Annotated in this window: 17 protein-coding genes; 3 read left to right on the top strand and 14 right to left on the bottom strand. The window is 50.9% G+C overall.

The annotated features are described in order from the left end of the window. Positions 1-13 precede the first annotated feature (13 nt). The 7 genes from ACZ50P_RS07170 to rpmI form a co-directional block, all read right to left on the bottom strand. Positions 14-895: a mevalonate kinase family protein gene (locus tag ACZ50P_RS07170; protein WP_464134645.1), complete on the bottom strand. Its 882-nt coding sequence runs from the start codon at positions 893-895 to the stop codon at positions 14-16. Next, on the bottom strand, positions 885-1865 hold the full coding sequence (gene mvaD / locus ACZ50P_RS07165; RefSeq protein ID WP_464134643.1) for a diphosphomevalonate decarboxylase: 981 nt from the start codon (positions 1863-1865) through the stop codon (positions 885-887). The genes ACZ50P_RS07170 and mvaD overlap by 11 nt, the downstream gene beginning before the upstream one ends. Further along, a complete protein-coding gene (locus ACZ50P_RS07160) occupies positions 1862-2761 on the bottom strand; it encodes a hypothetical protein (protein ID WP_464134641.1) in 900 nt (299 codons plus the stop codon). Before ACZ50P_RS07160 ends, mvaD begins: the two co-directional genes overlap by 4 nt. 9 nt (positions 2762-2770) lie before the next feature. After that, positions 2771-4087 (bottom strand): hydroxymethylglutaryl-CoA reductase, degradative, encoded by a 1317-nt coding sequence (locus ACZ50P_RS07155; RefSeq protein ID WP_464117213.1) that lies wholly within the window; start codon positions 4085-4087, stop codon positions 2771-2773. Continuing rightward, positions 4084-5127, bottom strand: coding sequence for a type 2 isopentenyl-diphosphate Delta-isomerase (gene fni / locus ACZ50P_RS07150; protein WP_464134639.1), 1044 nt, complete (start codon positions 5125-5127; stop codon positions 4084-4086). The genes ACZ50P_RS07155 and fni overlap by 4 nt, the downstream gene beginning before the upstream one ends. 58 nt (positions 5128-5185) lie before the next feature. Next, positions 5186-5533: a 50S ribosomal protein L20 gene (gene rplT, locus ACZ50P_RS07145; RefSeq protein WP_011164103.1), complete on the bottom strand. Its 348-nt coding sequence runs from the start codon at positions 5531-5533 to the stop codon at positions 5186-5188. A gap of 62 nt (positions 5534-5595) precedes the next feature. Further along, complete coding sequence (gene rpmI, locus ACZ50P_RS07140; RefSeq protein WP_142695939.1) at positions 5596-5787, bottom strand: 50S ribosomal protein L35; 192 nt, start codon at positions 5785-5787, stop codon at positions 5596-5598. 328 nt (positions 5788-6115) lie between these two features. Between rpmI and ACZ50P_RS07135 the strand changes: the two genes are divergently transcribed. Both ACZ50P_RS07135 and ACZ50P_RS07130 read left to right on the top strand, forming a co-directional pair. Beyond that, a complete protein-coding gene (locus ACZ50P_RS07135; RefSeq protein WP_464134635.1) occupies positions 6116-14614 on the top strand; it encodes an RCC1 domain-containing protein in 8499 nt (2832 codons plus the stop codon). Positions 14615-14645: 31 nt separating this feature from the next. Then, complete coding sequence (locus tag ACZ50P_RS07130) at positions 14646-15671, top strand: alpha/beta hydrolase (RefSeq protein WP_464134633.1); 1026 nt, start codon at positions 14646-14648, stop codon at positions 15669-15671. Positions 15672-15677: 6 nt separating this feature from the next. Here the strand turns inward: ACZ50P_RS07130 and dtd are convergent, their stop codons facing one another. The 4 genes from dtd to ACZ50P_RS07110 all read right to left on the bottom strand — a co-directional run bounded on the left by dtd (position 15678) and on the right by ACZ50P_RS07110 (position 19763). Continuing rightward, positions 15678-16115, bottom strand: a complete 438-nt coding sequence (gene dtd / locus ACZ50P_RS07125; protein ID WP_464135192.1) for a D-aminoacyl-tRNA deacylase — start codon at positions 16113-16115, stop codon at positions 15678-15680. Positions 16116-16277: 162 nt separating this feature from the next. Then, positions 16278-16874: a translation initiation factor IF-3 gene (gene infC / locus ACZ50P_RS07120; protein WP_464134630.1), complete on the bottom strand. Its 597-nt coding sequence runs from the start codon at positions 16872-16874 to the stop codon at positions 16278-16280. Between the two features lie 89 nt (positions 16875-16963). Beyond that, positions 16964-18928 (bottom strand): threonine--tRNA ligase, encoded by a 1965-nt coding sequence (thrS, locus tag ACZ50P_RS07115; protein WP_464117219.1) that lies wholly within the window; start codon positions 18926-18928, stop codon positions 16964-16966. Positions 18929-19085: 157 nt separating this feature from the next. Next, positions 19086-19763 (bottom strand): PilZ domain-containing protein, encoded by a 678-nt coding sequence (locus ACZ50P_RS07110; protein ID WP_464134629.1) that lies wholly within the window; start codon positions 19761-19763, stop codon positions 19086-19088. 207 nt (positions 19764-19970) lie between these two features. Here ACZ50P_RS07110 and ACZ50P_RS07105 point away from each other — a divergent pair, with 207 nt between their 5' ends. Further along, a complete protein-coding gene (locus ACZ50P_RS07105) occupies positions 19971-20303 on the top strand; it encodes a hypothetical protein (protein ID WP_464134626.1) in 333 nt (110 codons plus the stop codon). A gap of 41 nt (positions 20304-20344) precedes the next feature. On the opposite strand, the gene ACZ50P_RS07100 is transcribed toward ACZ50P_RS07105, so the two are convergent. The 3 genes from ACZ50P_RS07100 to ACZ50P_RS07090 all read right to left on the bottom strand — a co-directional run bounded on the left by ACZ50P_RS07100 (position 20345) and on the right by ACZ50P_RS07090 (position 23193). Continuing rightward, positions 20345-20908 (bottom strand): hypothetical protein, encoded by a 564-nt coding sequence (locus ACZ50P_RS07100; protein ID WP_464134624.1) that lies wholly within the window; start codon positions 20906-20908, stop codon positions 20345-20347. Positions 20909-21407: 499 nt separating this feature from the next. After that, complete coding sequence (locus tag ACZ50P_RS07095; RefSeq protein ID WP_464134621.1) at positions 21408-22607, bottom strand: molybdopterin oxidoreductase; 1200 nt, start codon at positions 22605-22607, stop codon at positions 21408-21410. Positions 22608-22614: 7 nt separating this feature from the next. Further along, positions 22615-23193 carry a c-type cytochrome gene (locus tag ACZ50P_RS07090; RefSeq protein WP_464134620.1) on the bottom strand — a complete coding sequence of 193 codons (579 nt, stop codon included), beginning with the start codon at positions 23191-23193 and terminating at the stop codon, positions 22615-22617. Positions 23194-23195: the final 2 nt, after the last annotated feature.

The raw sequence follows: 23195 nt of genomic DNA, 5'->3' as shown, positions 1-23195 counted from the left end.
TGCCAGGAGTCTTCTAGCAAGGGATGAGGTTGAGGTTTGGTGGGGCGGGTTTGGTCCACAGAGACAGGACGTAACCTCCGCCGCCGGAGCCGGTGGGTTTTACAGCCAGAGCGCCTTGGTCTTTCAGCCATTGAATGTGTTTGGCGGGTTCGCCTTCATTCAGATTCCATTTTTCAAAACATCCTGCTGCCAAATTAATGGCCTCGGCCAAAGCCGGCAAACCTTGGCCCGCATCCATTTTCAAGGCCGCTTCCGCCGCACTGACCGCCTGGCGCATTTGCATGTCGATGGCTTCACCGTACGCAGGATCTTTCAATAACAAATCTTTGACCTTGTTCACGGCATCCACGGTGACACCCCGTTTGCCAGAGTATGAAATATACCAGTGCGGTCGCCAAGCCATCACAAGTGGAGTCCTGGCACCGTCGCGCACAAAGCGCAGGCCTTCACCGGACAATGCCACGGCGATGTCGACTCCACTGGATTCCCCATGAAAAAGATTTTCCAGATTTCGGGCAAACTCATAGTAGTCCGCTTCGTCAACGTAACCCAGATATCCCAGCCAACGGGTCAAAGCCACACACAAAGCCGCCGAAGCGCCCATACCCGCCCCGACAGGAATGGAAGACTCCAGAAGAAGAATGCCCTTAAGATCAGATCGAGAGATCTTCTTTAACTCGCAGGCTTTTTCCAGAACTCCCCAGATCAGAAGTTGCAACTCTTTGCCATGATCTCCGACCAGGCGAAGCTCCAATGGGTTGTCCCCTTTAGAATAACTCAGATCCAGATTGCGGGACTGAATGGGAACAACCAGCGCCGGAGAACCTCGCAAAACGGAATGTTCCCCGACCAGGATGCACTTACCATAGGACTTGCAGGTAAAATCAATGGACATTGTCTTTCACACCTTCAAAAGCCAAAACCTTGAAGTCCTTCTTGAAATGTTCGCGGTACTGTTCAAATTGTTTTTTCTGATCGTTACGGAATAGAAGATGCACATTCGCGCCCGCATCCATGGTCACCAGAGGTCCATCCTGCCACTTGTTCCAGAAAGCCTGACAGTCATCCAAAACTTTCTTCGAACCCTCAGTAATATAACTGAAAGACGGTGTGCTGGTTTCAAACAAGCGGTGCATGTCGATGAACTCATCCCAGACAATCTGACGGGCCAAATGCCAGTCATTGAAGCGCATGGCATTGGCAAGATCCTTCAGGCGCATTTCAGCTCGTTCCGGACGGCCTTCAAATCTTGGACTGGTGGTCACTAGTTTGTGCGCTTCAGAACTGGACACTTCTTTTTTGGAGTCTTCCACGATCACCACCATGTGGTGCAGGTCTTTGAACTCCAACCCCATAGGTTCGGCATATTCATGCTGCCACAAGGCCCATGGACTGAATAAAGAACGACATGAAGAACCCGAACCCTGGCGGGACAGCTCAGAAAGATATTTTTTATCCGTGCCCCAGGGTTGAGGATGGATCTGCTGGAACATCTCTGCCGCAGCCAACGTCAGCGCCGCGAAGCTGGAAGCCGAACTTGCCAGCCCACAGTCAGAGGGGAAGTTATTGGCAGACTCGATCAGGAAGTTCTGCTTTACGCCCCACTTTTCTTTCAGGTTTTGCAAGTGCTTGATAAAACGCTGCTGGCCTTTTTCAGATAGTTCGATCTTCTGCAGGTCTTCTCGCACCAAAGGCTTCCACTGATCAGAACCACCCTCGATTTCAGTCAGTCGTACAAAGGTGCGCAGGTTTTCCAAAGTGTAGGACAAAGACCCATTTGTGGGTTTATTGCCGGAACCTTCGATCTTACCCATGTATTTGATCAAAGCGATATTGGATGGAGCAGAGACAGTCACTTGTTTCATAAGCTTCCCCGATTCTTAAGTCCTTCAGAGATTTTATCAGAGGATGAAAGCAGGGAAAGTCCCTTGCTTTCACAGTAGTTTTTAAATTCTTGAGATTCCCCGCGCCCAATGACCGCCAGGATCACGTCGGCCCCCAAGGCGCCACAGCCTTTCGCGGCCCGAACTCCTGGGATCCTGCGGATTTCCTCAAGCAATTGCAAGGTCGGATCACACGTGAAGCCCAATTGTTGCAATTCGAATGCATAAGACTTGATACCTTCGACAAACAGATCACTTTCTTGTTTTTCAAAGGCTTCACGAATCAGAGCAAAAGCAGATTCCAAGCCATGGGTTGAGAACGCTGGCAACGTGCGCAGGTGTTCATGCGTAGCAAGTTTGTTGCCCGTATGAACCAAATGGAATTCCAAATCTGCAAACGGCCACCCCTTCACTGAGATCAGCCCCTGGCGTTTTTCAAAGAACGTCAAAAACCCTTTTAATTGCCCCACCAAATCGGCGCCACTGGGGCGTTGCCCTTGGCCGGTCCAAGCAACCTTGTAGTATTCTTCCAGCAGGGGTTTAAAATCCAAATGCTTTTCTATATCCTGCTGATGAGTTTCCTTCAGAAGCCACATCGCATACACGGAAAGAAACTGCGCCGTGGAGGCACCGAAGCCCCCTTTGCCGGCATAAGCATCGCGAAACTGGATGTCAAAATTTTTAAAATATTCACGGTGTTTGGCAACGAACAAGCCAGCTGGTGACTCGGGATGGATCCCCTGCAAACGCCCAGTACCCTTTGAAACTTCCGTTTCAAAACATGGCTGGGACAAAAACACCAGCGTCGGCCCTCCAGCGAGGGCCAGGTATTCACCAGCCAGAAAAGTTTTTCCAGGGACCGAGAAGACCAAAGACAAGGCCTTCTCCTAAGAATGATGTTGAGTCGTCGTTGCCTGCGCTTTTTGAGCCGCGCGAAGTTCTTTTAGAACATCGATGGCATTGCTCAGGGAGATGCGCTTGCGAATCGCCAGAATTTCCTCCAGCTTTTTTTGCACCATCGGAATTTCTTTTTCTTCCGCACCGGCACCCAAAGCCAGATTCTTAGTATGAAGCTTCATATGACCCTCGATGATTCCCACCGTGGTCAGCGCTTTCAAAGCACCAAGATTCTGCACCAAACCCACCGCCGCAATAATACGGGACAATTCATTGGCAGATTTTGTGTCCAGCATCTTCATGGAAAGCATTGCCGTCGGATGCAATGTGGTCACACCCCCCACAGTCCCCACAACCAGCGGCGCTTCAAACACACCCACCAGACTTTTGCCTTCACGGTACCAGCGAGTGATGGAGCGGTACTGACCATCGCGGCAGGCATAGGCATGAATCCCCGCCTCCACCGCACGCCAGTCGTTACCTGTTGCAATCAAGATCGGATCAATTCCGTTCAAAACGCCCTTGTTGTTGGTGGCCGCACGATACGGATCCTGCTGGGCAAACAAAGAAGCTTCTTCGATTTTTTCAGCCAATTCAGGTTCGATATCGTCAATGCGAACCACCGCACGGGTGATCTTTGAATCCACCAGATTGGAAAGGATGCACATCGTGACCTTTTCGCCGGTGAATTGTTCAATCGGCTCTTTCAGGTATTCACACACCTGATTGATTATGTTCGCACCCATGGCGTCGCACGGGTCCATCAGAATGTGAATCACGGCCATATCGGTGCCGTCGCCCCGAGGCACACGGCGGACTTGCAAGTCACGCACTCCACCCCCGCGACGAACCAAACCGAAGGCCACTTCACGGTTGGCAGCTTCAATCAGATAATTTTTTTGAGCCAGAATCTGTTTTTCAAAATCGACAAAGTTGCGGATTTTCGCCAGTTGAATCTGACCTATGATCTCATTCCCCACAACCTCAGTGGTGATGGAGCCGGATTCACGGATCCACTTGGCTGTTTTAGAGCACGCGGCCACGATGGAGGTTTCCTCCACCGCCATAGGCACGACAAAGTCTTTGCCGTCCACGCGCATGTTGGTCACAACACCCAGTGGAAGCTGGAAATAGCCGATCACATTTTCGATAAATTTCTCGCCCAGGGACGTGTCTTTCAAACCGCCCTTGGCCAGATATTCGGCCTCTGCCTCGTTCAATGCACCGACTTCTTTAAGTGCTTTCAGACGCTCTTCGCGGGAAAGTTTTGAAAAGCCTTTAAAGATATCCTGAAGTTGTTTTGTCATTGAATCACCTTCTTGCTTTGGAGGTCTTTCAGATTGCGACAGCCCGTGCAGAACATCGTTACTTTCAACTCTGTCTCTAAACGGGTCAGCAGATTTTCAAGAGCCTCATCGCCTTGAAGGGCCGCTTCCAGGAAAGGTTTTGCAACCCCGACTTTAGAAGCACCCAACGCCATTAGTTTACCAATTTCCAAACCATTTCTCACGCCGCCCGATGCCCAGAGCTGATACTCTACCCGGGCTTCTTTGCCATTTAACAAACTTTGAGTGGTGCTAATGCCCCAGTCTGCGAAAGTCTGCGCCACCTGGTAAAGCATCTGGGATTCTTCGGAGCGGTAACCTTCCACTCGACCCCAGTGAGTTCCTCCTTTACCACTGACATCCACGGCATAGATACCAGTGTTTTCCAGACGCTTTAACGTCGGTACGGAAAAACCACAACCCGTTTCCTTCACGATCACCGGAACACCTGCAAGCTTCACCAGATTTTCGATGGCCTGCAAACCATTGCGGAACTCTGTGGTTCCTTCGGGCTGCAAAACTTCCTGCAGGGGATTCAAGTGAACAAACAAGGCCACCGCCTCTGTGGAATCAATCAAGCGGCGGATTTTATCAATAGGAGACTTAATCAGTTGAGCGATTCCAATGTTTCCCAAGAGACGGGCCTTCGGCGCTTGCTTACGCACCTTAGTCCACTCTTCGGCTGCATTGGAATCTTCCAACTCACGACGTTGTGACCCAACACCCATAAGGATCTGACGACGATCACTGAGACGGGCCAAAGCCTCGTTGATCTCGCGGCCCTTTTCATGGCCTGCGGTCATGGAAGAAATAAAAATAGGAGAGGAAAGTGGGATGGCATCCCCGGAAAAAACAAAAGAGGTCGAAATCTCGACCTCTTTATAATTCAGATCAGGCAAAGCCTCGTGAATTAAAGTGATCGAGTCCAATCCATTTTGTCCTTCGGTCTGAGACCTTGGATCCAGCGCGATTCTGATGTGATCGCGCTTTCTTTGTTCAAACTGGTTTTTGGACTCGTCCATTCAGCGGCTCCCTTATACAGAAGCTAACTTACTCCGGAAAAACCGGAGTGAAAGCCAATTACGCCAAAGCGTGTTTGCAAAGCGCAGTGAATGCTGCTGCGTCGTTGATTGCAAGGTCAGCCAAGATTTTACGGTCAACTTGGATGCCAGCTTTAATCAAGCCACCGATCAAACGAGAGTATGTAGTCCCGTTCAAACGAGCTGCTGCATTGATACGTTGATTCCACAAAGTGCGGAAGTTACGTTTGTTAACTTTACGGTCGCGGTAAGCGAACGCCATACCACGGTCGTTTTTCTCAACTGCGTGGATGTAAGCGCGAGAACCAGCGCTGTAGTAACCTTTTGCTCTTTTAAGAACTTTTTTGTGACGAGCACGATTTGTTTTACCAGATTTTACACGAGCCATTTTAAACCTCATTACGCCACGGACTTAGCCGGGCACAGAAAAGACAATTTTTAAAAATTAGATTAGAATACCAAGCAACGACGAGCTTGTAGCAAGTTCGCGTCTTCAACGTATGATGTCTTACCTAGTTGTCTTTTCGTCTTAGAGCTCATGTGAGAGTTCAAGTGACGCATGCGAGTGCTTTTTTTCTTAATTTTGCCGCTTGAAAGAACTTTCATGCGTTTTTTAGCGCCAGAATGAGTGCGCATTTTCATAGTGCATACCTTCTACCGATAAGGCGTTCTTCCCGACAGGGAGGACTCTTAACCATTGCCTTAGCCAGTCATAATTACGGACTCACCGTTTTAGGTCGAAAGGGACGGGAAATCAAGCTTTTTGAGGACTTAGAGAGAGCCTCTTTAAAAACGAGATATTCTCTTGTTTTTCTGGCGACCTCGGTCATTACAGACTTATAATCTTGCCCGCAAAGCCCTGGTATTCAAAGGATTGCAGCCAGAAAGCCTTGTGTTTCCACGAGTTTCCAGAACATTTTACCGATTCTTGACTATACTGCAAACCTCGTAAAAAGCCGATGAAAAATTCATGCTTGGTACGTTCCTTACCACCCCAAATTTGTCTGGCTGGGTTCTTAAGTTATCCCGACTGTCCATCACGCTGCTTCTGGCGGGATGTACTTTGGAATTGCAGGTGGCCGAAGAGCACACCACGGCCACGACTCTAAAATGGGACGGAGACTCCCTGACCCAACAAGGGCAGCTGAAAGCCGAGTGGAATCTCCCCGCCAACGCGGAAATCAAAGAGCAGCAGGTCCTCTACTTCCGCGGAGACTCCTGTGCCACGCCCATTTTGCCCGTAGCCCATGTGGGTCCTGCCGAAACCTCTCACCTTCCGACATTCACACCCGAAGACGGCGCAGAATACACCTTTAAAGTGTTCATTCTGCTGGCCAACGGCAGTATGAGCTCTTCGCCCTGCTCTAATCCGATCACGTATCTCGGCTCCTTTTCCATAGAAAGTCTGTCACAGTCCCTGATCAACGAAAATAACGTCACCGCAGCTCCGTTCAAAGGCACCTGCCTTTTGGGATCCTCGGTGGAGTTTTCCGCAGGCACCAGCACGAACATAAAAACATTCACGTGTTCAAACCGCCAATGGAGCGAATCCCTGGACCTGAGTTCCCTACCGAGCCTGTTCAGCGGCGACCTGATTGCGCGCGTAACCCCCTCAGGAGGAAACGCCAAAGAGTATCGCCTGGCCATCACCAAGGACGTGATCCCGCCAACGATCGCGCTGAACAGTCTGCCCGTGATCACCTCTGTGAATCAGGCAGCCTATGTTATTTCCGGCACCTGCTCGGAAGACACCCGTTCGGTGACCGTGACTGCCGGACCAATACAAGACATCACCTCTTGCAGCGGTGGAACTTTCACCAAGACTTTGGATCTAACTTCTTTGACGGGAACTTCAGTCTCTGTCACAGCCACTCATGATGATCCTGTGGGCAACACTCGCACTGCAAGTGCCACGCTCACCCGTGACGTGAGTGGACCTGTGGTTTCAACTCTGGCCCTGAACAACGGGACTGCTGTGACAAACTCTTTGTCAGCTACAGTGAACAGCACAGTGTCCGATGTTACAGAGATGCTTTTAAGCGCCAACGCCACTTGTAGCGCAGGCACCTGGATTGCCTACAATGCCGCGGCCCCTTGGACCCTGCTCAGCCCCAACGCCACGAACACCGTGTATGTGAAGTTTAAAGATGCGCACGACAACGAAACAGCCTGCCTCAGTGACGACATCCTGCACGACAATATCGCTCCCACCCTGGCTTTCACCCTGCCGGCCTCGGGAGCGCTGGTCCATTCCGGCAATGTCACAACCTTTACCGTGACGGGAACCTGCTCCGAGGACGCACGCTCTATCACGTTCTCCGGTCCCGCAGCCTTCAGCGCAACAACCACTTGCGCGGGCAGCAGCTTTTCCGCCATTTTGGATTTAACTTCCCTGCCCCAGGGATCTTTTCAATTGGGGGCCTCTTTATCTGATGCCGCCGGGAACTCCCAAACAGCCACTTCCCCCACTTACCTGAAAGACACCAACGGACCCACGGGCTCGTTAAGTATCAATGCCGGCGCACTCACAACAAATGATCTGTCCGTGACTTTGGGACTGACAGGCACCGACGCGGATGAAATGTATATCACCAACTCCCCGGGCTGCAGTGCGGGGGGATCGTGGGAGGCTTTTGCCACCAGCAAGTCCTGGACGCTTCCGACCGCGGATGCTTTAAACACCGTCTATGTAAAATATAAAGATGGCGCCGGAAACACCTCGTCCTGCTATAGCGATGACATCACTCATATTAGCACAGTTCCTTCTCTGTCCCTGGCATCCCCCGTGGATGGCAGTTATGTCAATCTGGCCAATGTTTCCGCGTTTGTGATTTCCGGAGCGTGCTCGGAAGAAGGCCGCCCGGTGAATATTTCCGTGACAGGACAGAGTGCGACGTCGGCCTCCTGCACCGGTGGCGCCTGGACGAAAACTCTGGATTTAAGCTCTTCACCCCAGGGGGCTCTGACCTTCACCCTGAGCCACACTCGCACCAATGGTGCGGCGGCACCGGAGGTGAATAAAGTCTTTAGCAAGGACACTCTTGTTCCCACAGTGGATAGCTTTGTCATCAACAACAACGATCCCTACACCAACAGTCTTAGCGCGACCCTTTCCAGCGCCACCACTGACGGCGTTCAGATGTATGTCACTAACGCAGCCATGTGTTTAAGTGGGGGTTCCTGGGAAACCTTTGCCGCCAGCAAATCCTGGACATTGCCCACGGCCAACGACACCAACACAGTTTACTTCAAGGTTCGCGATACCGCGGGCAATGAGTCAGACTGTGCTTTTGACTCTATCATTCATGACTCTGTGATCCCGACGGTGTCTTTGACTTCTCCGGTTGCGGGAACATTTATCAATTCCAACAATCAAGCAGCCTTTGCCCTGTCCGGTGCCTGCTCTGAAAATGGTCAAACCGTCAATCTTTCGGTGACCGGTCAACCAGGCGTGACTGGAAGTGCTCTTTGCACGGGCACGACCTGGACCACAACGATGGATCTCAGCTCACTTGCCGACACTTCCGGGACTCCGTACACTTTTGTGGCGTCTCTCAGCCGTCCCAGTGGCAACAATGCCACCGCAAATTCCACTTATCCCAAGGACGCTCAAGCCCCTGGTGCCGCGACTTTGTCCGGCACACCGACTGGAACGAATTTAATCAGCACATTGAATATCACCGTGAGCGGAACCGATATCAGTCACTATCGTTACTTTATTGTGCCTCCGGGGGGCTCTGAATCTTGCACCAATAGTGCCGCTTACACGGGAAGCGATCTTGCTGTCGCAACAAAGATCACGGACTCCCTGACAAACCAGGGCAGCTACAAACTGTGTGTCTTTGGTCGCGATGCTGCTGGCAACTGGGCGACAGCGGCCACGCAAGCCACCTGGGTGCGGGACACTCAGGGTCCGGTTATCCTGAATGTCGATGCGATCACGTCCGATGGCATCTATGGTCCGGGACAAACAATTCAAATACGCGTGAACTTCGATGAAAATGTCACCGTGGTGGGAACTCCCCGACTGACATTGGAAACAGGCTCTACCGACCGCGATGCCGTCTATAGCGGAGGCTCGGGCACATCGTCGCTGGTATTTGACTATCAGGTTCAGACCAATGATCAAAATCCGGATTTGGACTATATCAGCACTTCCGCTTTGGTTCTCAGTGGTGCGACTCTTCGGGATGCTTTAAATAACAACGCCACTCTGACTTTGCCAAGCCCGGGATCTGCAAACTCTTTGGCCGGAACCAAGAACATCAACATCGATGCTTATTCAAGTCCTTTGGCAAAAGCAATTCTAAGCAATGTTCCCATGGGGGCGGACCCGTCCGACAGCCTAAACATCACCGTCACCGGTCCCGATGTGGTAGCCTATAAGTACAAACTTGGGCTCTACGATTCCACGGATTGTTCCAACAACACCGGCTATTCTGCTGAACGCCCGACGGCCACGCCAATCACGGACGACCTGACTGGGCAGCCACGCTATTCGATATTTAAGATCTGTGCACTAGGGAAGGATAGTTCCGGCAACTGGCAAAAAGCTTTCACCGCGACACAATCACAATGGCATTATTCAGAGAACACACCGGCCTTCAATCTTTGTGACACTGTGAAGTCCACAACAGCCCCTAAGGGACGCCTGTATGATTCCGGCGGACCGATGGCGGATTATGGGAACAACGAAACAATTGCCAATTGCTATTTTTCTATCAATACCGGAGCCGCCATATCAGCTCTGGTTTCTTATGATATGGAAAATAGCACTAACTATGACTTCCTAAGACTGAGAGAGACTGACTCTGCAGGTACGGTGATTCTGGGACCCGTTGCGGGCACGGCTTATAACACTCCGGTGTCTTCCACTTCGGGGACGTTATATGCCGAATTTAAAAGTGACGCCTCTGTAGTTAAATCGGGCGTGACTCTGGCGTGGGGTGGAATTCCAATTCTGTCTCCGGTAATAACTTTAGCGGCGGTCACCAATGCCAACGTCAACACTGTGTATTCCAGAACAGCCACTGCTTTAGGACTGAGCACCGCAACCGTGTTTTCTGTGTCGGGGTTTGATGCAGAAATTCGCAACGTCACCTCAAGCACCAGCTATGGTTCTTCCGTGCTGGTACAGCCTGGAGACACCGTTGAAGTTCGTATGACCTCACCAAATGCGGCGGACCAATACCGCATGGCACACGTCCGAGCCGGAGATATCAGCTATTACTGGACTGTGGCAACACCGCTCACACCGACCTCCGTGTCCTATGTTACCTCCAGCAATGCCAATGGCACCTATAAACCTGGAGACAACATTGACATTCAGGTTGTCTTTACCAAACCCGTGACAGTGATCAGCCCCGCACCAAGCCTGACCTTGGGGGTGGGTTCCGGCTCTACAGCCCCGGCCTCTTACATCAGTGGCAGTGGCTCGACCGAACTGACCTTCCGCTATACAGTGGCCTATGAACACAGTGCTGCGGATCTGGACTATTCGACCACAACCATCACCAATGCTAGTTCCATCAAAGACATCCTTAATGCCAACGCCACAACGACATTGCCAACTATCGGTTCTGCCAACTCTTTGGCCGGCCGCAAAGATCTTGTTGTCGAGGGTTATCCATTTGTCATCGCCTATGCCTCCAATGTACCGGCCTCAAATTCGGCTGCGACATCGCTAGACGTCACTGTGGGAGGACCTAACGTGGTGGCGTATAAATACAAACTGGGGACGTCCGCCACAACGGACTGCTTGCTGGCGGCAGACTATAGCTCCGAGATTGACGTGGCCACGCATGTCACTGCCGACCTGAGCACGTTCGCCAACGAACGTCTGAAACTGTGCCTGCTTGGAAAACACACCAACGGCAACTGGCAACCTCTGTGGCATCCCAGCGAATATCAGTGGGACCGCTACAATGTTCAGAACTTCAGTACTTTATGCGTGAACACTGCCACCACAGCCACCGCCGGCTTCCTTTATGACTCTGGCGGCCCCAACGGTTTATATAACAATAATGAAAACTGTCTGTTTGAAATTAACACCGGAGCTCCGATCACACTTTCCTTCATGAGCTTTAACACCGAAGCGGCCTGGGATAAAGTGACCATCTATGACGGTACCACCGCTGGAACTATTTTATTGAATAACGCTTCGGGCACAAATCTGCCAGCAAGCCAGACGGCCAACTCTGGTAAGCTGACCTTTAAATTCACTTCAGACGGCAGTGCCACCCGAGATGGATGGGTCGCGTATTGGGGTACTGTGGGCCCGATCATGACAACAGCACCGGTGTTCACAAAGGTCCACAACGCGGCTTTGAACACACGTTATACAACTTCCAACGTCACTCTGGGAACCATCAGCCAGTCGGCCATAGCCACTGTCAGCGGCGCCGATGCCCTGATCCGCAATGTGACAACCGGCAGCTACTGGGGAACATCCGTCCCAGTAAACTCCGGCCACGTTATTCAACTTCGCATGACATCTCCATCCGCCAATGCGCAAACCAACACCGCCACCGTGACGATCGGGAATATCACCAGTACTTGGGAGATCAACACTCCTTATCCGGCACCAACCCCGATTCTGACCGGATATCCTGTTGGAGTCTCCACCGCAAGCAGCTTGAATGTGACCGTTTCGGGATTCCGGGTCAGCCAGTATAAAAAAGCCATCATCACTTCGGGCACCTGTGCGACAGCGACTTATTCAAGTGCCTTTGCGGCCACCAACCTTATCACAGACAATATTTCAGCCCAGCCCAATGGACCGATCACGCTGTGTGTTCTGGGAGGAGATCAGACAAACTTGTTCCAGAATCCGGCTGATGCGGTGTCGGTCAGTTGGTCGAAGGACAGCATCTCGACCCTGAACATTACCAGCACGCTGATGAACCGCGTACAGGAAGGCATAGGAAATCAGACGATCACTGTCAGCATGACTCCGGCGAAGTTCTATGATGTGACAGCCTATTATAAAATCTCTGGCGATGCGACAAATCCGGATCATCACAATATGACATCTGGTTTTATCACGATCCCGGCGAACACCACCACAGCCAGCATTACGGTCAACTTCCCGGACAATAATCTGACCGAGGGTGAAAAACTGATGAACCTGCATTTCACTCACACGGATTCAGCTTCCGGAGTTCTTGGAGCAAACTATCAGGTGCAATATTTCATAGCCGACGATGAGCAGAACCTGAAAGCTTCCAGTCTGTCCATGGGCCGGGGCCATCAATGTGCGATAATGGAAGATGCCTCTTTACGCTGCTGGGGCATGAACATGAACCGCCAGGTGACCGGTGCCAACACCGACTTCCAGGCAAACCCCGTCAATATCACCATCGCAGGCGTCACAGGCTTCAGAGGCATTGCTACGGGTGAGTCCCACTCGTGCGCCATCAGTTTGGATAACAGACTTTTCTGCTGGGGAAATACCGACGACGGGCAAATTGGTGGCGGCTCCAGTTCCGGGACACAGAACTCACCGCTGCACATTGACACGGGAACAACCTATCTTTCTGTGACCTCCGGAGATCTGCACTCTTGCGCGATCACCACGGACAACAAATTGAAGTGCTGGGGTCGCAACGACTACGGCCAGCTGGGTCTGGGGGATTCGACTGAAAGAACCTCTCCGACTGACGTTGACAGCGCGAACACCTACAAATACGTCGCGGCCGGATCTCGCTCAACCTGTGCGATTCGTGCGGATGACAAACTGTTCTGCTGGGGTTACAACGTGAATTACCAACTGGGTGACGGCTCTGCGACGAACCGCAACCTGCCAACCGCAATTGATGCGACAGAGTCATTCAAAATGGTCGCAGTTGGTTCCAAACACGGGTGTGCGATCACTATGACTGACTCCATGAAATGCTGGGGGACCAACAACTACGGTCAAGTTGGTGATAATGGGGTCACCACGCGCAATCTTCCAGTCGCAGTCTACGGCGGCGACACTTATAAATTTGTGACGGTCAACGACGACAGCACCACATCCACAGCGCGTGGATTCACCTGCGCTATCACGATGAGCAATGCCCTGAAATGCTGGGGTGCGAACATGCTTATGCAGATAGCAGACCCCGGCCTTGTCGCCCGCTATTTGCCCACCGTTGCAGATGCCGGCACGAATTACATTGACGTTCGCAACTCAGCCTCCCGTGCCTGCGGTATCACACAATCAGGTGCTTTGAAATGCTGGGGTAATCTGATTGGTGATTCATCTCCGCACAGTGCTTATGCCTACGGCTCTGGAAATGCCAATCACATGTTCTCGCAAAAAATGATCCCGGTCTTGGACTCGACTTTCACCAGCCTGTCCCTGTTTGGATCTGAAAACATGACCGATGCAGCCTCTGGAACTTGTGGCTTGTCTTCCAATAAACTTTTCTGCTGGGGTAGTATCAGCATCGCCTACGGTCCCTTCGGCGATGGTTCCGAGACCCATGCCCGACGTCCGGCTCCAGTGATGCTGGATCCAAATACAAACTACAGCTACATATCGCGAAAACGTCACTATGATGGCTGTGCGGTCACCAGCACAGGTCAAATGAAGTGTTGGGGCGTCAACTCTGTCGGAGAGCTGGGTGAAGCTGCTGCCATCGGCCAATCTGCGACCATTCCGAAAGTTGCCGACAGCTCGACAACATACAGCAAGGTCATTTCATTTGAAAATGCGACCTGCGGAATCTCCACAACTGGCGAACTGAGATGCTCTGGTTACAACGCTTTCGGACGACTAGGTTTGGGAGATACCACAAATCGAACCTCATTCACTGTCGTAGACCCCGGTGTTTCCTACAGTGAAATTGATTTGGGTTTAAACCATGCTTGCGGCATCACCACAACCGGCGTTTTGAAGTGTTGGGGCTCCAATAGCCATGGACAAATCGCCAAGGCTTCGGGTACGAGCTCGTCTTACTTGCCGGATGTTGTGGACTCTGGAGTGACCTATATCAAATTGGCTGTCGGGCCTTATCATTCTTGCGCCATCAGTTCGACCAACAAACTAAAATGCTGGGGTAACAACTTTAACGGCCTTCTGGGTGATGGAACCACCGCGAACAAGTACACGCCCACAGCCATTGATTCTGCTTCTGACTATACGGATATCTCGACTTCCCCGTCTCACACCTGCGGCGTCACCGGTGGACAAATCAAATGCTGGGGTGTCGCAACAGGCTCGGGTCTGGGATCCCCTCACTTCGCCGGCAGCCACACCGTCTTCCAGATTCCTTTGCTCGTAGACGCTGCGACGACAAATTACACCTCGGTCTATACATCCTACTATTCAACATGCGGAAAAACCTCAGACGGCCAACTGCGATGCGTGGGACGGGCCTTTGGCGGCAGCTTTGGCTTCGCCGACAGCGGAAGCTATAAAGGGTTCCCAGGCTCGCCAAATGGCATTTACCACCCGACGTTCATTCACAAATGGCAAGGTTATTGACCTTCAAGTCAAACGTGGCAGAATTTCACTCATGCTAACAACTGAAATTCTGCCAAATTATCGCGCTTATGAAACGCCCCAATTCAAAATCGAAACATTGCGAATCGAAAGCGAAGTTTTAAGAAGCAATCCCCTGAAAGATCCGCACGTGCGCTTTAATCCCCTTCTGGTCCCGCAAGCCCCCGGACCGTGGCCTGTGGTTGTGGTCCTCAGTGGTTTCACCGGAAATGCGCCATTTTCCTTTAACCCCAAATTCAACGAACAAAATCCGGTCCAAGTGATTCTTGAAGCCGCCAACAAAGGCGAAGCCCCACAGGCTCTTTATGTTTTTGTGGATGCTCTGACAACCTGGGGAGGCTCGCAGTTCGTTAATTCCGCGGCAACAGGAAACTATGAAGACTACATCATGATTGAGCTTATTCCGGCCGTGAAGTCCCTTTACCCTGTGGCAACCACACGCAACCATTGGTGTGTCACCGGAGGCTCCAGCGGCGGTTACGGAGCTTTGCACCTGGGATCAAAGTATCCTGATGTGTTTGGCATGATCGCCGCCATTGCCCCGGATTCTTTTTTTGAAGCCAGTCTGCTGGGGGAGTTCTATCAAGCCCTGCCCCTGTGGGAAAAATATCAATCAGGCTTGAAGGCGCTGGAGGAATTGCGCAATGGGCGCCTGACCAAAAATCGCAACTGGCACACTCTGCTTAATGCCTTCGGGATGGCGGCTTGTTATGCCCCTAAAGGCGATCATGGTGATTTCCATTTCCCACTTTTACGTGATGGCCGTAAAGATGAAAATGTCTGGAAGATGTTTTTGAGCAAAGACCCCCTGCACTTTTTGGCAGAAAGAATAGCTGCCCTGAAACAGACTCAAGGTATTTATCTGGATGTTGGCAGCAAGGACAATTTCCACCTGCAGTACGGCTGCCGCCAGATTTCAGAACTATTAAAACAAAACCAGATCGCTCATGACTATATCGAGTTCGATGGAAACCATTTTGATATTGGCGAACGACGCATTGAGGTCTGGCGCTGGCTTTCCACCTTGTGGCGTGGCTAAAAACTTCTAAACTTCAAGAATCAAAGTCACCGGGCCATCGTTCAGCAGACTGACCTTCATATCAGCGCCAAAGACCCCACCTTGCGTGGGAACACCTTGCGACTGACTGAGTGCCAGGGCCTTTTCATAGAAGGCCTTGGCAATATCCGGGGCCTCGGCGTTGATGAAACTGGGACGATTTCCCTTAGAGGCATCCCCCAGCAACGTGAATTGAGACACAATCAAATGCTCCCCCCCGACATCTTTGAGCGATAGATTCATCTTGCCGGATTCATCGGGGAAAATTCGCAGTGCCAGGATTTTTTGAACCAGTTTCTGCAGCTGCTCTTCGGTGTCCCCTTTGGCAACCCCTAAAAGAGTCAGGAAACCACGCTCAATGCGGGAGATCTCCACGCCATCCACAACAACGGAAGCCTGCTGCACACGCTGAACCACGGCCTTCATACATCCTCCAAGGCGCAGGGCAAAAACCCCACTCCATCTTGCAACAAAAAAGCCCCCGCTTTTAACGAGGGCTTTTAGATTTTTTACGCAACGTTTCTGCATAACTGTCGGTGGGCCCTCCTGCGGAGGGTACGGCAGTAGGCACCTTTTAGCAGGTACCTTTTACTCTTCGTCGTCTTCTTCGACTTCTTCAAGTTCAGCAAGTTCTTTGGTGTCTTGCTTGGACTTGTTCGGATGAAGCTTCTGGTATTCTTTGATCTTGAGTGGGTCTGGACCCAGCATCAGGAACATGTTCTTACCTTCCATCTTCGGTTGAGATTCAACCAAAGCCAGATCGTCAACAAAAGCGATACACTTTTTCATGACTTCCATGCCCAGCTCTTGGTGGGCCATTTCACGACCCATGAAGCGCAAGGAAACCTTCACCTTGTCACCATCCAAAAGGAAACGACGGGCGTGGTTCATCTTGGTTTCAAAGTCATGCTGGTCCGTGCGCGGACGCATTTGGATCTCTTTGATTGTTACAACGGTTTGTTTCTTACGAGCCGCAGTGGCCTGCTTCTTTTTCTCGTACTTCCACTTGCCGTAGTCCATGATTTTACATGTCGGTGGAGTCGCTGTTGGAGCAATCTCAAGAAGATCGAGGCCTCTATCTTCAGCAATACGTAACGCCTCAGGAACAGTCATCACACCCAACATGTTACCTTCATCGTCGATAACACGAATCTGTTGCGCGCGGATCTCACGGTTGACTCTCAAAGAGTCTTTAGAGTCTTTTTTGTTACGGTCAAAGCGACCGCCGCCTCTAAAATTACCTTCAAACTTGCTAATGGGAAACCTCCAGGGTTTTAGTTAGTCGCTGCAGCCTTCGCAAGTGAAGACTGAAGTTGTCGTTTATTAATATCATCCAAAATCGTGCTCATCACCTGATCGACAGTCAGACCTTTGTGTTCTGAACCATCACGCAGACGAAGAGACACGGTGCGAGTTTCAGCCTCTTTATCCCCCACGATAATCATGTATGGGATCTTCTGAAGCTGGGCCTCACGAATCTTATAATTTAGCTTCTCATTACGGCGGTCAAATTCAACTCTAACTTTGTGGTCTTTGAGAAGTTTCATGACTTCTTCACAGAACGTGTTCACACGGTCTGTGACGTTCAAGATTGCCACTTGAGTTGGACACAACCACGGCGGCAAATGACCGGCCGTATGCTCCAGGTAAACCCCGATAAAGCGCTCCAAGGACCCCAAAACCGCTCTGTGAAGCATTACGGGACGGTGTTCTTTGTTGTCTTCGCCGGTGTATTTCAAATCAAAGGCTTCAGGCATATTGAAGTCGACCTGAATGGTGCCCGTCTGCCAAGAACGGCCCAAAGCATCCACAAAGTGGAACTCTAACTTTGGTCCATAGAAGGCGCCCTCTCCCGGAGAGTATGCAAATGGCAGGTTCAGATCATTCAATGCGTCTGCCAAAGCCCCTTCAGAACGATCCCAGATGGAATCATCACCCATTTTATTTTCCGGACGAGTCGCCAAAAGGATCTTATAGTTTGGCATGCCCAAAGTCTGATAAATCTTATTCAGCATTTCCACGAAGCGGGAAATTTCCACCTTCAACTGATCCAAAGAACAGAAGATGTGCGCGTCATCCTGACAGAACGTACGAACACGCGTGATCCCGTGGATCGCGCCGGATTTTTCATAGCGGTGCAAACGACCGAAGTCCGCAATACGCAAAGGCAGCTCACGGTAAGAGTGCTTTTCTGCTCCGAACAAAAGACAGTGACTTGGACAGTTCATCGGCTTCAGAGCATTTTCACGCTCATCCAGCTTGGTGAAGTACATGTTGTCCTTGTAGTTCGCATAGTGACCGGACTTTTTGAACAATTCCGTATCAAACACCTGCGGCGTGATCACTTCCTGATAGTCGTACTGCAGGTAAAGCTCACGGATGTAGTTCACAAGTTCATTGTAAACAACCGTGCCCTTGCCCGTGAAGAATGGAGACGCTGGAGCGTATTCATGGAACATGAACATGCCCAGTTCTTTACCCAGCTTGCGGTGATCGCGTTTTTTGGCTTCTTCCAGATTGTGAAGATACTGTTCCAGGTCCTTTTTATCACCGAATGCTGTTGCATAGACACGCTGAAGCTGGGCGTTCTTTTCATCCCCTCTCCAGTAAGCACCGGCCACAGAAAGAAGCTTGAAGGCTTTGATCTGTCCTGTGCTTTGCACGTGAGGTCCACGGCAAAGGTCAAACCAACCTTCTCCGTTGAAGTAGATACCAACAACAGTTTCGCCCTTGCTTGCCAGGTCTTCGATCAATTCAACTTTGAAGCGCTCGCCCATGCCTTTGAAAGTTTCAATGGCTTTGGCAATCGGCCAGTTTTCACGGCGGATTGGCAGGTCTTTAGCGACGATATCAGACATCTTCTTTTCGATTTTTTCGAAATGCTCTTCCGTGAAGGCAAATGGAGAATCGAAGTCATAATAGAACCCGTTATCGATCACCGGGCCGATGGTCACTTTCACTTCCGGCCAGATATCCTGAACAGCCTGAGCCATGATGTGCGCGCAAGAGTGACGAATCACCTCCACCGCTTCAGGGCTTTTGGTGGTGATCAAGGCCACTTTGGTTTGATCTTTCAAAGGTGTGCGGAAATCAGAGATCTCGTTGGATCCATTGAGCTTCGCACCCAGGGTTTCTTTGGCCAAACGAGGACCAATAGATTGCGCCACTTCCAGCGCCGTTGGTTCATGATCAAAAACCTTCGTAGAGTTATCCGGCAGAATGATAGTAATTTGTGACATTAGTTTGCTTGCACTCCGGCTTCACCGGAGCATGAAAAGTCCGTCGCGAAACGAGCGGGACAGGTTAGAAAATGTGATGAATAATTGCGCATTTGCATCACATTAGTAGTAATCCCGCAAGGGGTCAGGGTCAACCCCAAATCAGCGCTGCCGGAAGCTAGGAAACGGCCAGGAACTGGACCCCAATGACCTGATTGCCTTCGGGAGATTGAGTCACCCAACGAACCTGCGATTCCACAGAAACCCAAGTCCCATGCTGGTTCTTATACATCAAACTTATGAAGTCCTTCCTTTGCACCGGTTCATCGCCCAAAGTGATCTGAGCGCCCCCAGAGGAAAAGTCCACCATCATCCCCTCGCGCAAGAACTGAACCCAGGCTCCGGTGGGTGAGCTTTCCGCCATCACGGACTTCTTCAACATGACTTGGGACAGGACGGCCATGCGCTCTTGCTTACGGCTGCGCACACTCTTACCACTTAGGCGCTGCGTTATAAGATCCTCTATGCGTTCCCTTTCGGATTCACGCAAAACCAGAATCTGTGGGTGATTCAAAACCACCTGATGAACTGAGTTTTCAATACTTTGTGCAATAAAGATAAAAGACGCTTTAACTTTAGCATGACCCCAGCTAAGGAAGGCTTGCACAGCACGCAGACTCAGGTAATCAGAGCGGACAATCACGTGGACTTCTCCTTGTTGAGACTTAAGAACTTCCTTTAACTCAGCCATGTTTTGTGAGCGATACCACCGCACGCCTCGCAGCTTCTGCAAGTACAGGGGAAGAATCTGACTCGAACTGAGATAAATTAGATCCTTAAGGGGTTCGTTTCGCATAAGGACCTTCATTGCAAAACGGAAGCCCACGGATCAGACCCGTCTATATTTGAGAACACCGTCGAACACGTGGACAGGCGTATAGAATGCTTTAAACAACATTGTTAAATTACTGATTTACCACAGCAAAAATACAAACCACTATCTCCAGAGAAAAACTCGCAAACCATTCAATTCAAGACTTCAACAACCCAATAAGGAGAAGACATGAAATCTATTTTTGTAGTTATGGTGGCCGTGCTTGCACTGAGCTCGATGGCTCACGCCGAAGAACCAACCCTGTCAGACAAGGCTTCCGCAGAAATGCAAAAAGCCAAAGAGGCCAGCAAGGAAGCCGCCGCAGAGGCTAAAGTGGAAGCCAAGAAGGCCGGTCGCAAAGTCAAACGTATGGCAAAGAAAGCCGTTCACCGCACCGAAGAAGCTGCCTGTATGGAAGGCGATATGAAGTGCGCCGCAAAGAAAGCCGCCAATCGCCTGGAAGAAGGCAAAGATGCCACCGTCGATGCCGCCAAAGGCGCCAAAGACGAAATGAGCAAATAAAGCTTCTCAGAGCCCAGGAAACTGGGCTCTATCTTTATGTTCTAGCGACACTGAAGTGCAATCTGCCGAAGCTCTGACAACTCATCACAGTCAAAGCGCGACAAGCGAGAGCAGACATAGTCGATACAGGACACATCCACCAACCCCCGGCAGATATTGGCAACTTCGAAGACCTCCAGCTTTTCATCGCAGGAAAAACGCGACATCCGACTGCAAATACTGGTCACACAGGGACCACTGACATTGCGACAGGCGCGGGTGACCTCGTACATATCATCCTTATCGTCACAATCAAACCGACTGAGCTGCTTGCAAACAGCCTCTACACATCGCCCGGGAAAGCCTCCCCCACCCCCATTATCCGGAGGACAATGGGGCGGGCGATGCGGAGGCGGATTTCCGGGGTTGCCGGGATTGTCGGGCGGATAATCCTCGGGCGGCAAAGGCCGAGGCGGATTGCCTAAGATGGAAGCCCAGAGCTCGGGGCCTGCATAGTACTGATCCACGAGCTGTTGAGTTTGAGGGGACCTCAAAGAAGAAGCCGCCAAAGAGTCCACGGTTGTCAGAAGCAGCAAGATCACAAGTACAGAGACTAAGTTTCTCATACGTCCTCCACACACCCCCAAGAATGTGCCAACAGAGAAGAGAAACAAGAAAAGTCGAAAAACCAGCCAAAATACACGCTAAAACAAAGACACTTAACAAGACACACCCTTAACGCACCATAGATGTATAAAACACCAGGCACCTTCCCCCCCTCCCCCCCCCCTCAGCCCCCAAGGGCGACCAGCAGCGTAGCGCGCTGTAGCCAGAAAAAACAACCAGGCACCTTTTAGGGAAGCGGCTTTCGCCGTAGGCGAAATAGCCAGAAGATCCTCAAGGCGGCGGAGAAGTACCCGATGCTGAAGAAGAGCAATGAGGTGGGATTGGCCGGGGGCTTTGGCCCTCAAAACCAAGTTCCGCAGCACCCGAAAGAGCGGCGGTAGCAATCAGAAGAGTAAAAAGAATAAAAAAAGGGAGCCAGTAAAAGGCTCCCTTTGCGCGAGGATGTGTCCGAAGGTTTTGAGGGCCAAAGCCCCCGGCCAATCCCACCGACCGTGCTACTTAGTAAGCAACGTGGTGATTCAAAGCTTCGTGCATGCGTGGGTCCTTAACAGGAACCAGGCTGTGCTTAGACCAGAAGGACATGATTGTCAGAAGGAAGGCACCCGCGAAACCAGCGAATACACCGATTTCCCAGAATCCGAAGACCACGTGACCGTCGAAGAAGTTCGGGTAAACCATCCAGTAGATGTCCACGTATTGCATAACCAATACCAGAACAGAGATCGCCAACACGTTCGTGTCGTTTCTTTTCGCACCACGAGGCAACAACGCCAGGAACGGAACCACGAAACGGAAGATCAGAAGCGCCATGGAAATGCTCATCCAGCCGCCTTGAGCACGAGCGATGTAGTACTCTGTCTCCTCAGGGATGTTAGCGTACCAGATCAACATGAACTGAGAAAACGCAATGTAAGCCCAGAAAATAGAGAAGCCTTTCAAGTACTTCACAACGTCATGCTGGTGCTCTTCAGTGACATAACCCTTTACCAAGCCAGCGCGTTTCATCAAGATGATCACGATAGCCAGGAACGCCATACCCGCCTGGAACATACCAGAGAAGCCATAGATTCCGAAGATGGTAGAGTACCAAGTTGGAAGCAAAGACATCAACAGATCCACGCAGAACAATGAGAACATCAATGCGTAGAATACGATGAAACCAACAGATGGAGCCACAGACTTCGTCGTCAGGGACTCGTCACCAGTTTTATCCTGCTTCAAAGAGTTCCCCACGATCACCTGACGGAAGATCATGCAGCCCACTGCGAAGATGAACAAACGGATCACAAAACCACCCATATTCAGGTAACCCGTTTTTGCCGCGATCACTGGACTTTCAGCGATCACCTCTGGGTTGGCCCAAGGATAAAGGTGTTTGAAACCCAACAACAAGATCAGACCACCGACAAGAATCGCTGGAATGAAAGACGTTGTCGCCTCTGCATAACGACGGATGGAAACAGACCAACCGGCTTTCGCCACGTTGTTGATCGCAATCCAGAACAAACCGCTGACAGCCATGCAAGAGAAATAGAAGAACGCCACCAAATAAGAAGTCCAAAGTCTGTCCTGGTTCTTCATCAAACCAATAACAAACGTCAGAATCCCGATAGCGATCAATGCGAAGCTCAGCGTTTTCAACTTCGCCGGAGCCTCGAATTTAGAAACATGTAGATTTACGTGATTGTGTTCGCCCATTTACAACCTACTTAGCAACTTGCTTCTCTAGGAAGCGAATATAGTTAACAACCTGCCAACGGTATTGCTGAGGAATGTGGGAAGCATAAGGCCCCATCACACCCTGGCCCATTGTGATCACATGATACAAGTGACCGTCTGTCCAGCCTTTCACCTTGTCAGAAACAACTGCAGGTGGTTTCAAAGCCATTTTAGCAGAGATAGAGGACTTCGCAGCCTCGCCGCCTTCACCTTTGAAACCGTGGCAAAGAGCACAGTTTGTCTCGTAGAACTTTTGACCTACAAGCAAAGTCTCTTCGTCCATTTTACCAGCCAATGGATTTTTCAGATTCTTAGCGGCACCTTCTACGTCAGTCGTATATTGGTACGGTTCGAAACCAACAGGCGCTGTCCCTTCAGGAGGAACACGCATACCACGGTGATGAGGAGCATCGGCATCATAAGACTGAGCTTTAACTGCCGGAGTCACCATCATATCCTGGATCAGTTCCACGTTCGGCTTGTTGCCGCGAGGACCACAGCTGGTCAAAGCCATCACAGCCAAACCTGCAGTTGCCAGCATAGAAATATTCACAAGACTTCTCATTT

This window comes from Bdellovibrio sp. CKG001, from assembly GCF_055397465.1.
The sequence above is the reverse complement of the archived record's forward strand: the minus strand, read 5'-3'. Positions and strand labels throughout refer to the sequence as shown.

Excerpts from the sequence above, each read along its gene's own strand:
- ACZ50P_RS07170 (WP_464134645.1), bottom strand. The coding sequence starts at position 895 with ATGTCCATTGATTTTACCTGCAAGTCCTATGGTAAGTGCATCCTGGTC.
- mvaD (WP_464134643.1), bottom strand. The coding sequence starts at position 1,865 with ATGAAACAAGTGACTGTCTCTGCTCCATCCAATATCGCTTTGATCAAA.
- ACZ50P_RS07155 (WP_464117213.1), bottom strand. The coding sequence starts at position 4,087 with ATGACAAAACAACTTCAGGATATCTTTAAAGGCTTTTCAAAACTTTCC.
- fni (WP_464134639.1), bottom strand. The coding sequence starts at position 5,127 with ATGGACGAGTCCAAAAACCAGTTTGAACAAAGAAAGCGCGATCACATC.
- rplT (WP_011164103.1), bottom strand. The coding sequence starts at position 5,533 with ATGGCTCGTGTAAAATCTGGTAAAACAAATCGTGCTCGTCACAAAAAA.
- rpmI (WP_142695939.1), bottom strand. The coding sequence starts at position 5,787 with ATGAAAATGCGCACTCATTCTGGCGCTAAAAAACGCATGAAAGTTCTT.
- ACZ50P_RS07135 (WP_464134635.1), top strand. The coding sequence starts at position 6,116 with ATGCTTGGTACGTTCCTTACCACCCCAAATTTGTCTGGCTGGGTTCTT.
- ACZ50P_RS07130 (WP_464134633.1), top strand. The coding sequence starts at position 14,646 with ATGCTAACAACTGAAATTCTGCCAAATTATCGCGCTTATGAAACGCCC.
- dtd (WP_464135192.1), bottom strand. The coding sequence starts at position 16,115 with ATGAAGGCCGTGGTTCAGCGTGTGCAGCAGGCTTCCGTTGTTGTGGAT.
- thrS (WP_464117219.1), bottom strand. The coding sequence starts at position 18,928 with ATGTCACAAATTACTATCATTCTGCCGGATAACTCTACGAAGGTTTTT.
- ACZ50P_RS07110 (WP_464134629.1), bottom strand. The coding sequence starts at position 19,763 with ATGCGAAACGAACCCCTTAAGGATCTAATTTATCTCAGTTCGAGTCAG.
- ACZ50P_RS07105 (WP_464134626.1), top strand. The coding sequence starts at position 19,971 with ATGAAATCTATTTTTGTAGTTATGGTGGCCGTGCTTGCACTGAGCTCG.
- ACZ50P_RS07100 (WP_464134624.1), bottom strand. The coding sequence starts at position 20,908 with ATGAGAAACTTAGTCTCTGTACTTGTGATCTTGCTGCTTCTGACAACC.
- ACZ50P_RS07095 (WP_464134621.1), bottom strand. The coding sequence starts at position 22,607 with ATGGGCGAACACAATCACGTAAATCTACATGTTTCTAAATTCGAGGCT.
- ACZ50P_RS07090 (WP_464134620.1), bottom strand. The coding sequence starts at position 23,193 with ATGAGAAGTCTTGTGAATATTTCTATGCTGGCAACTGCAGGTTTGGCT.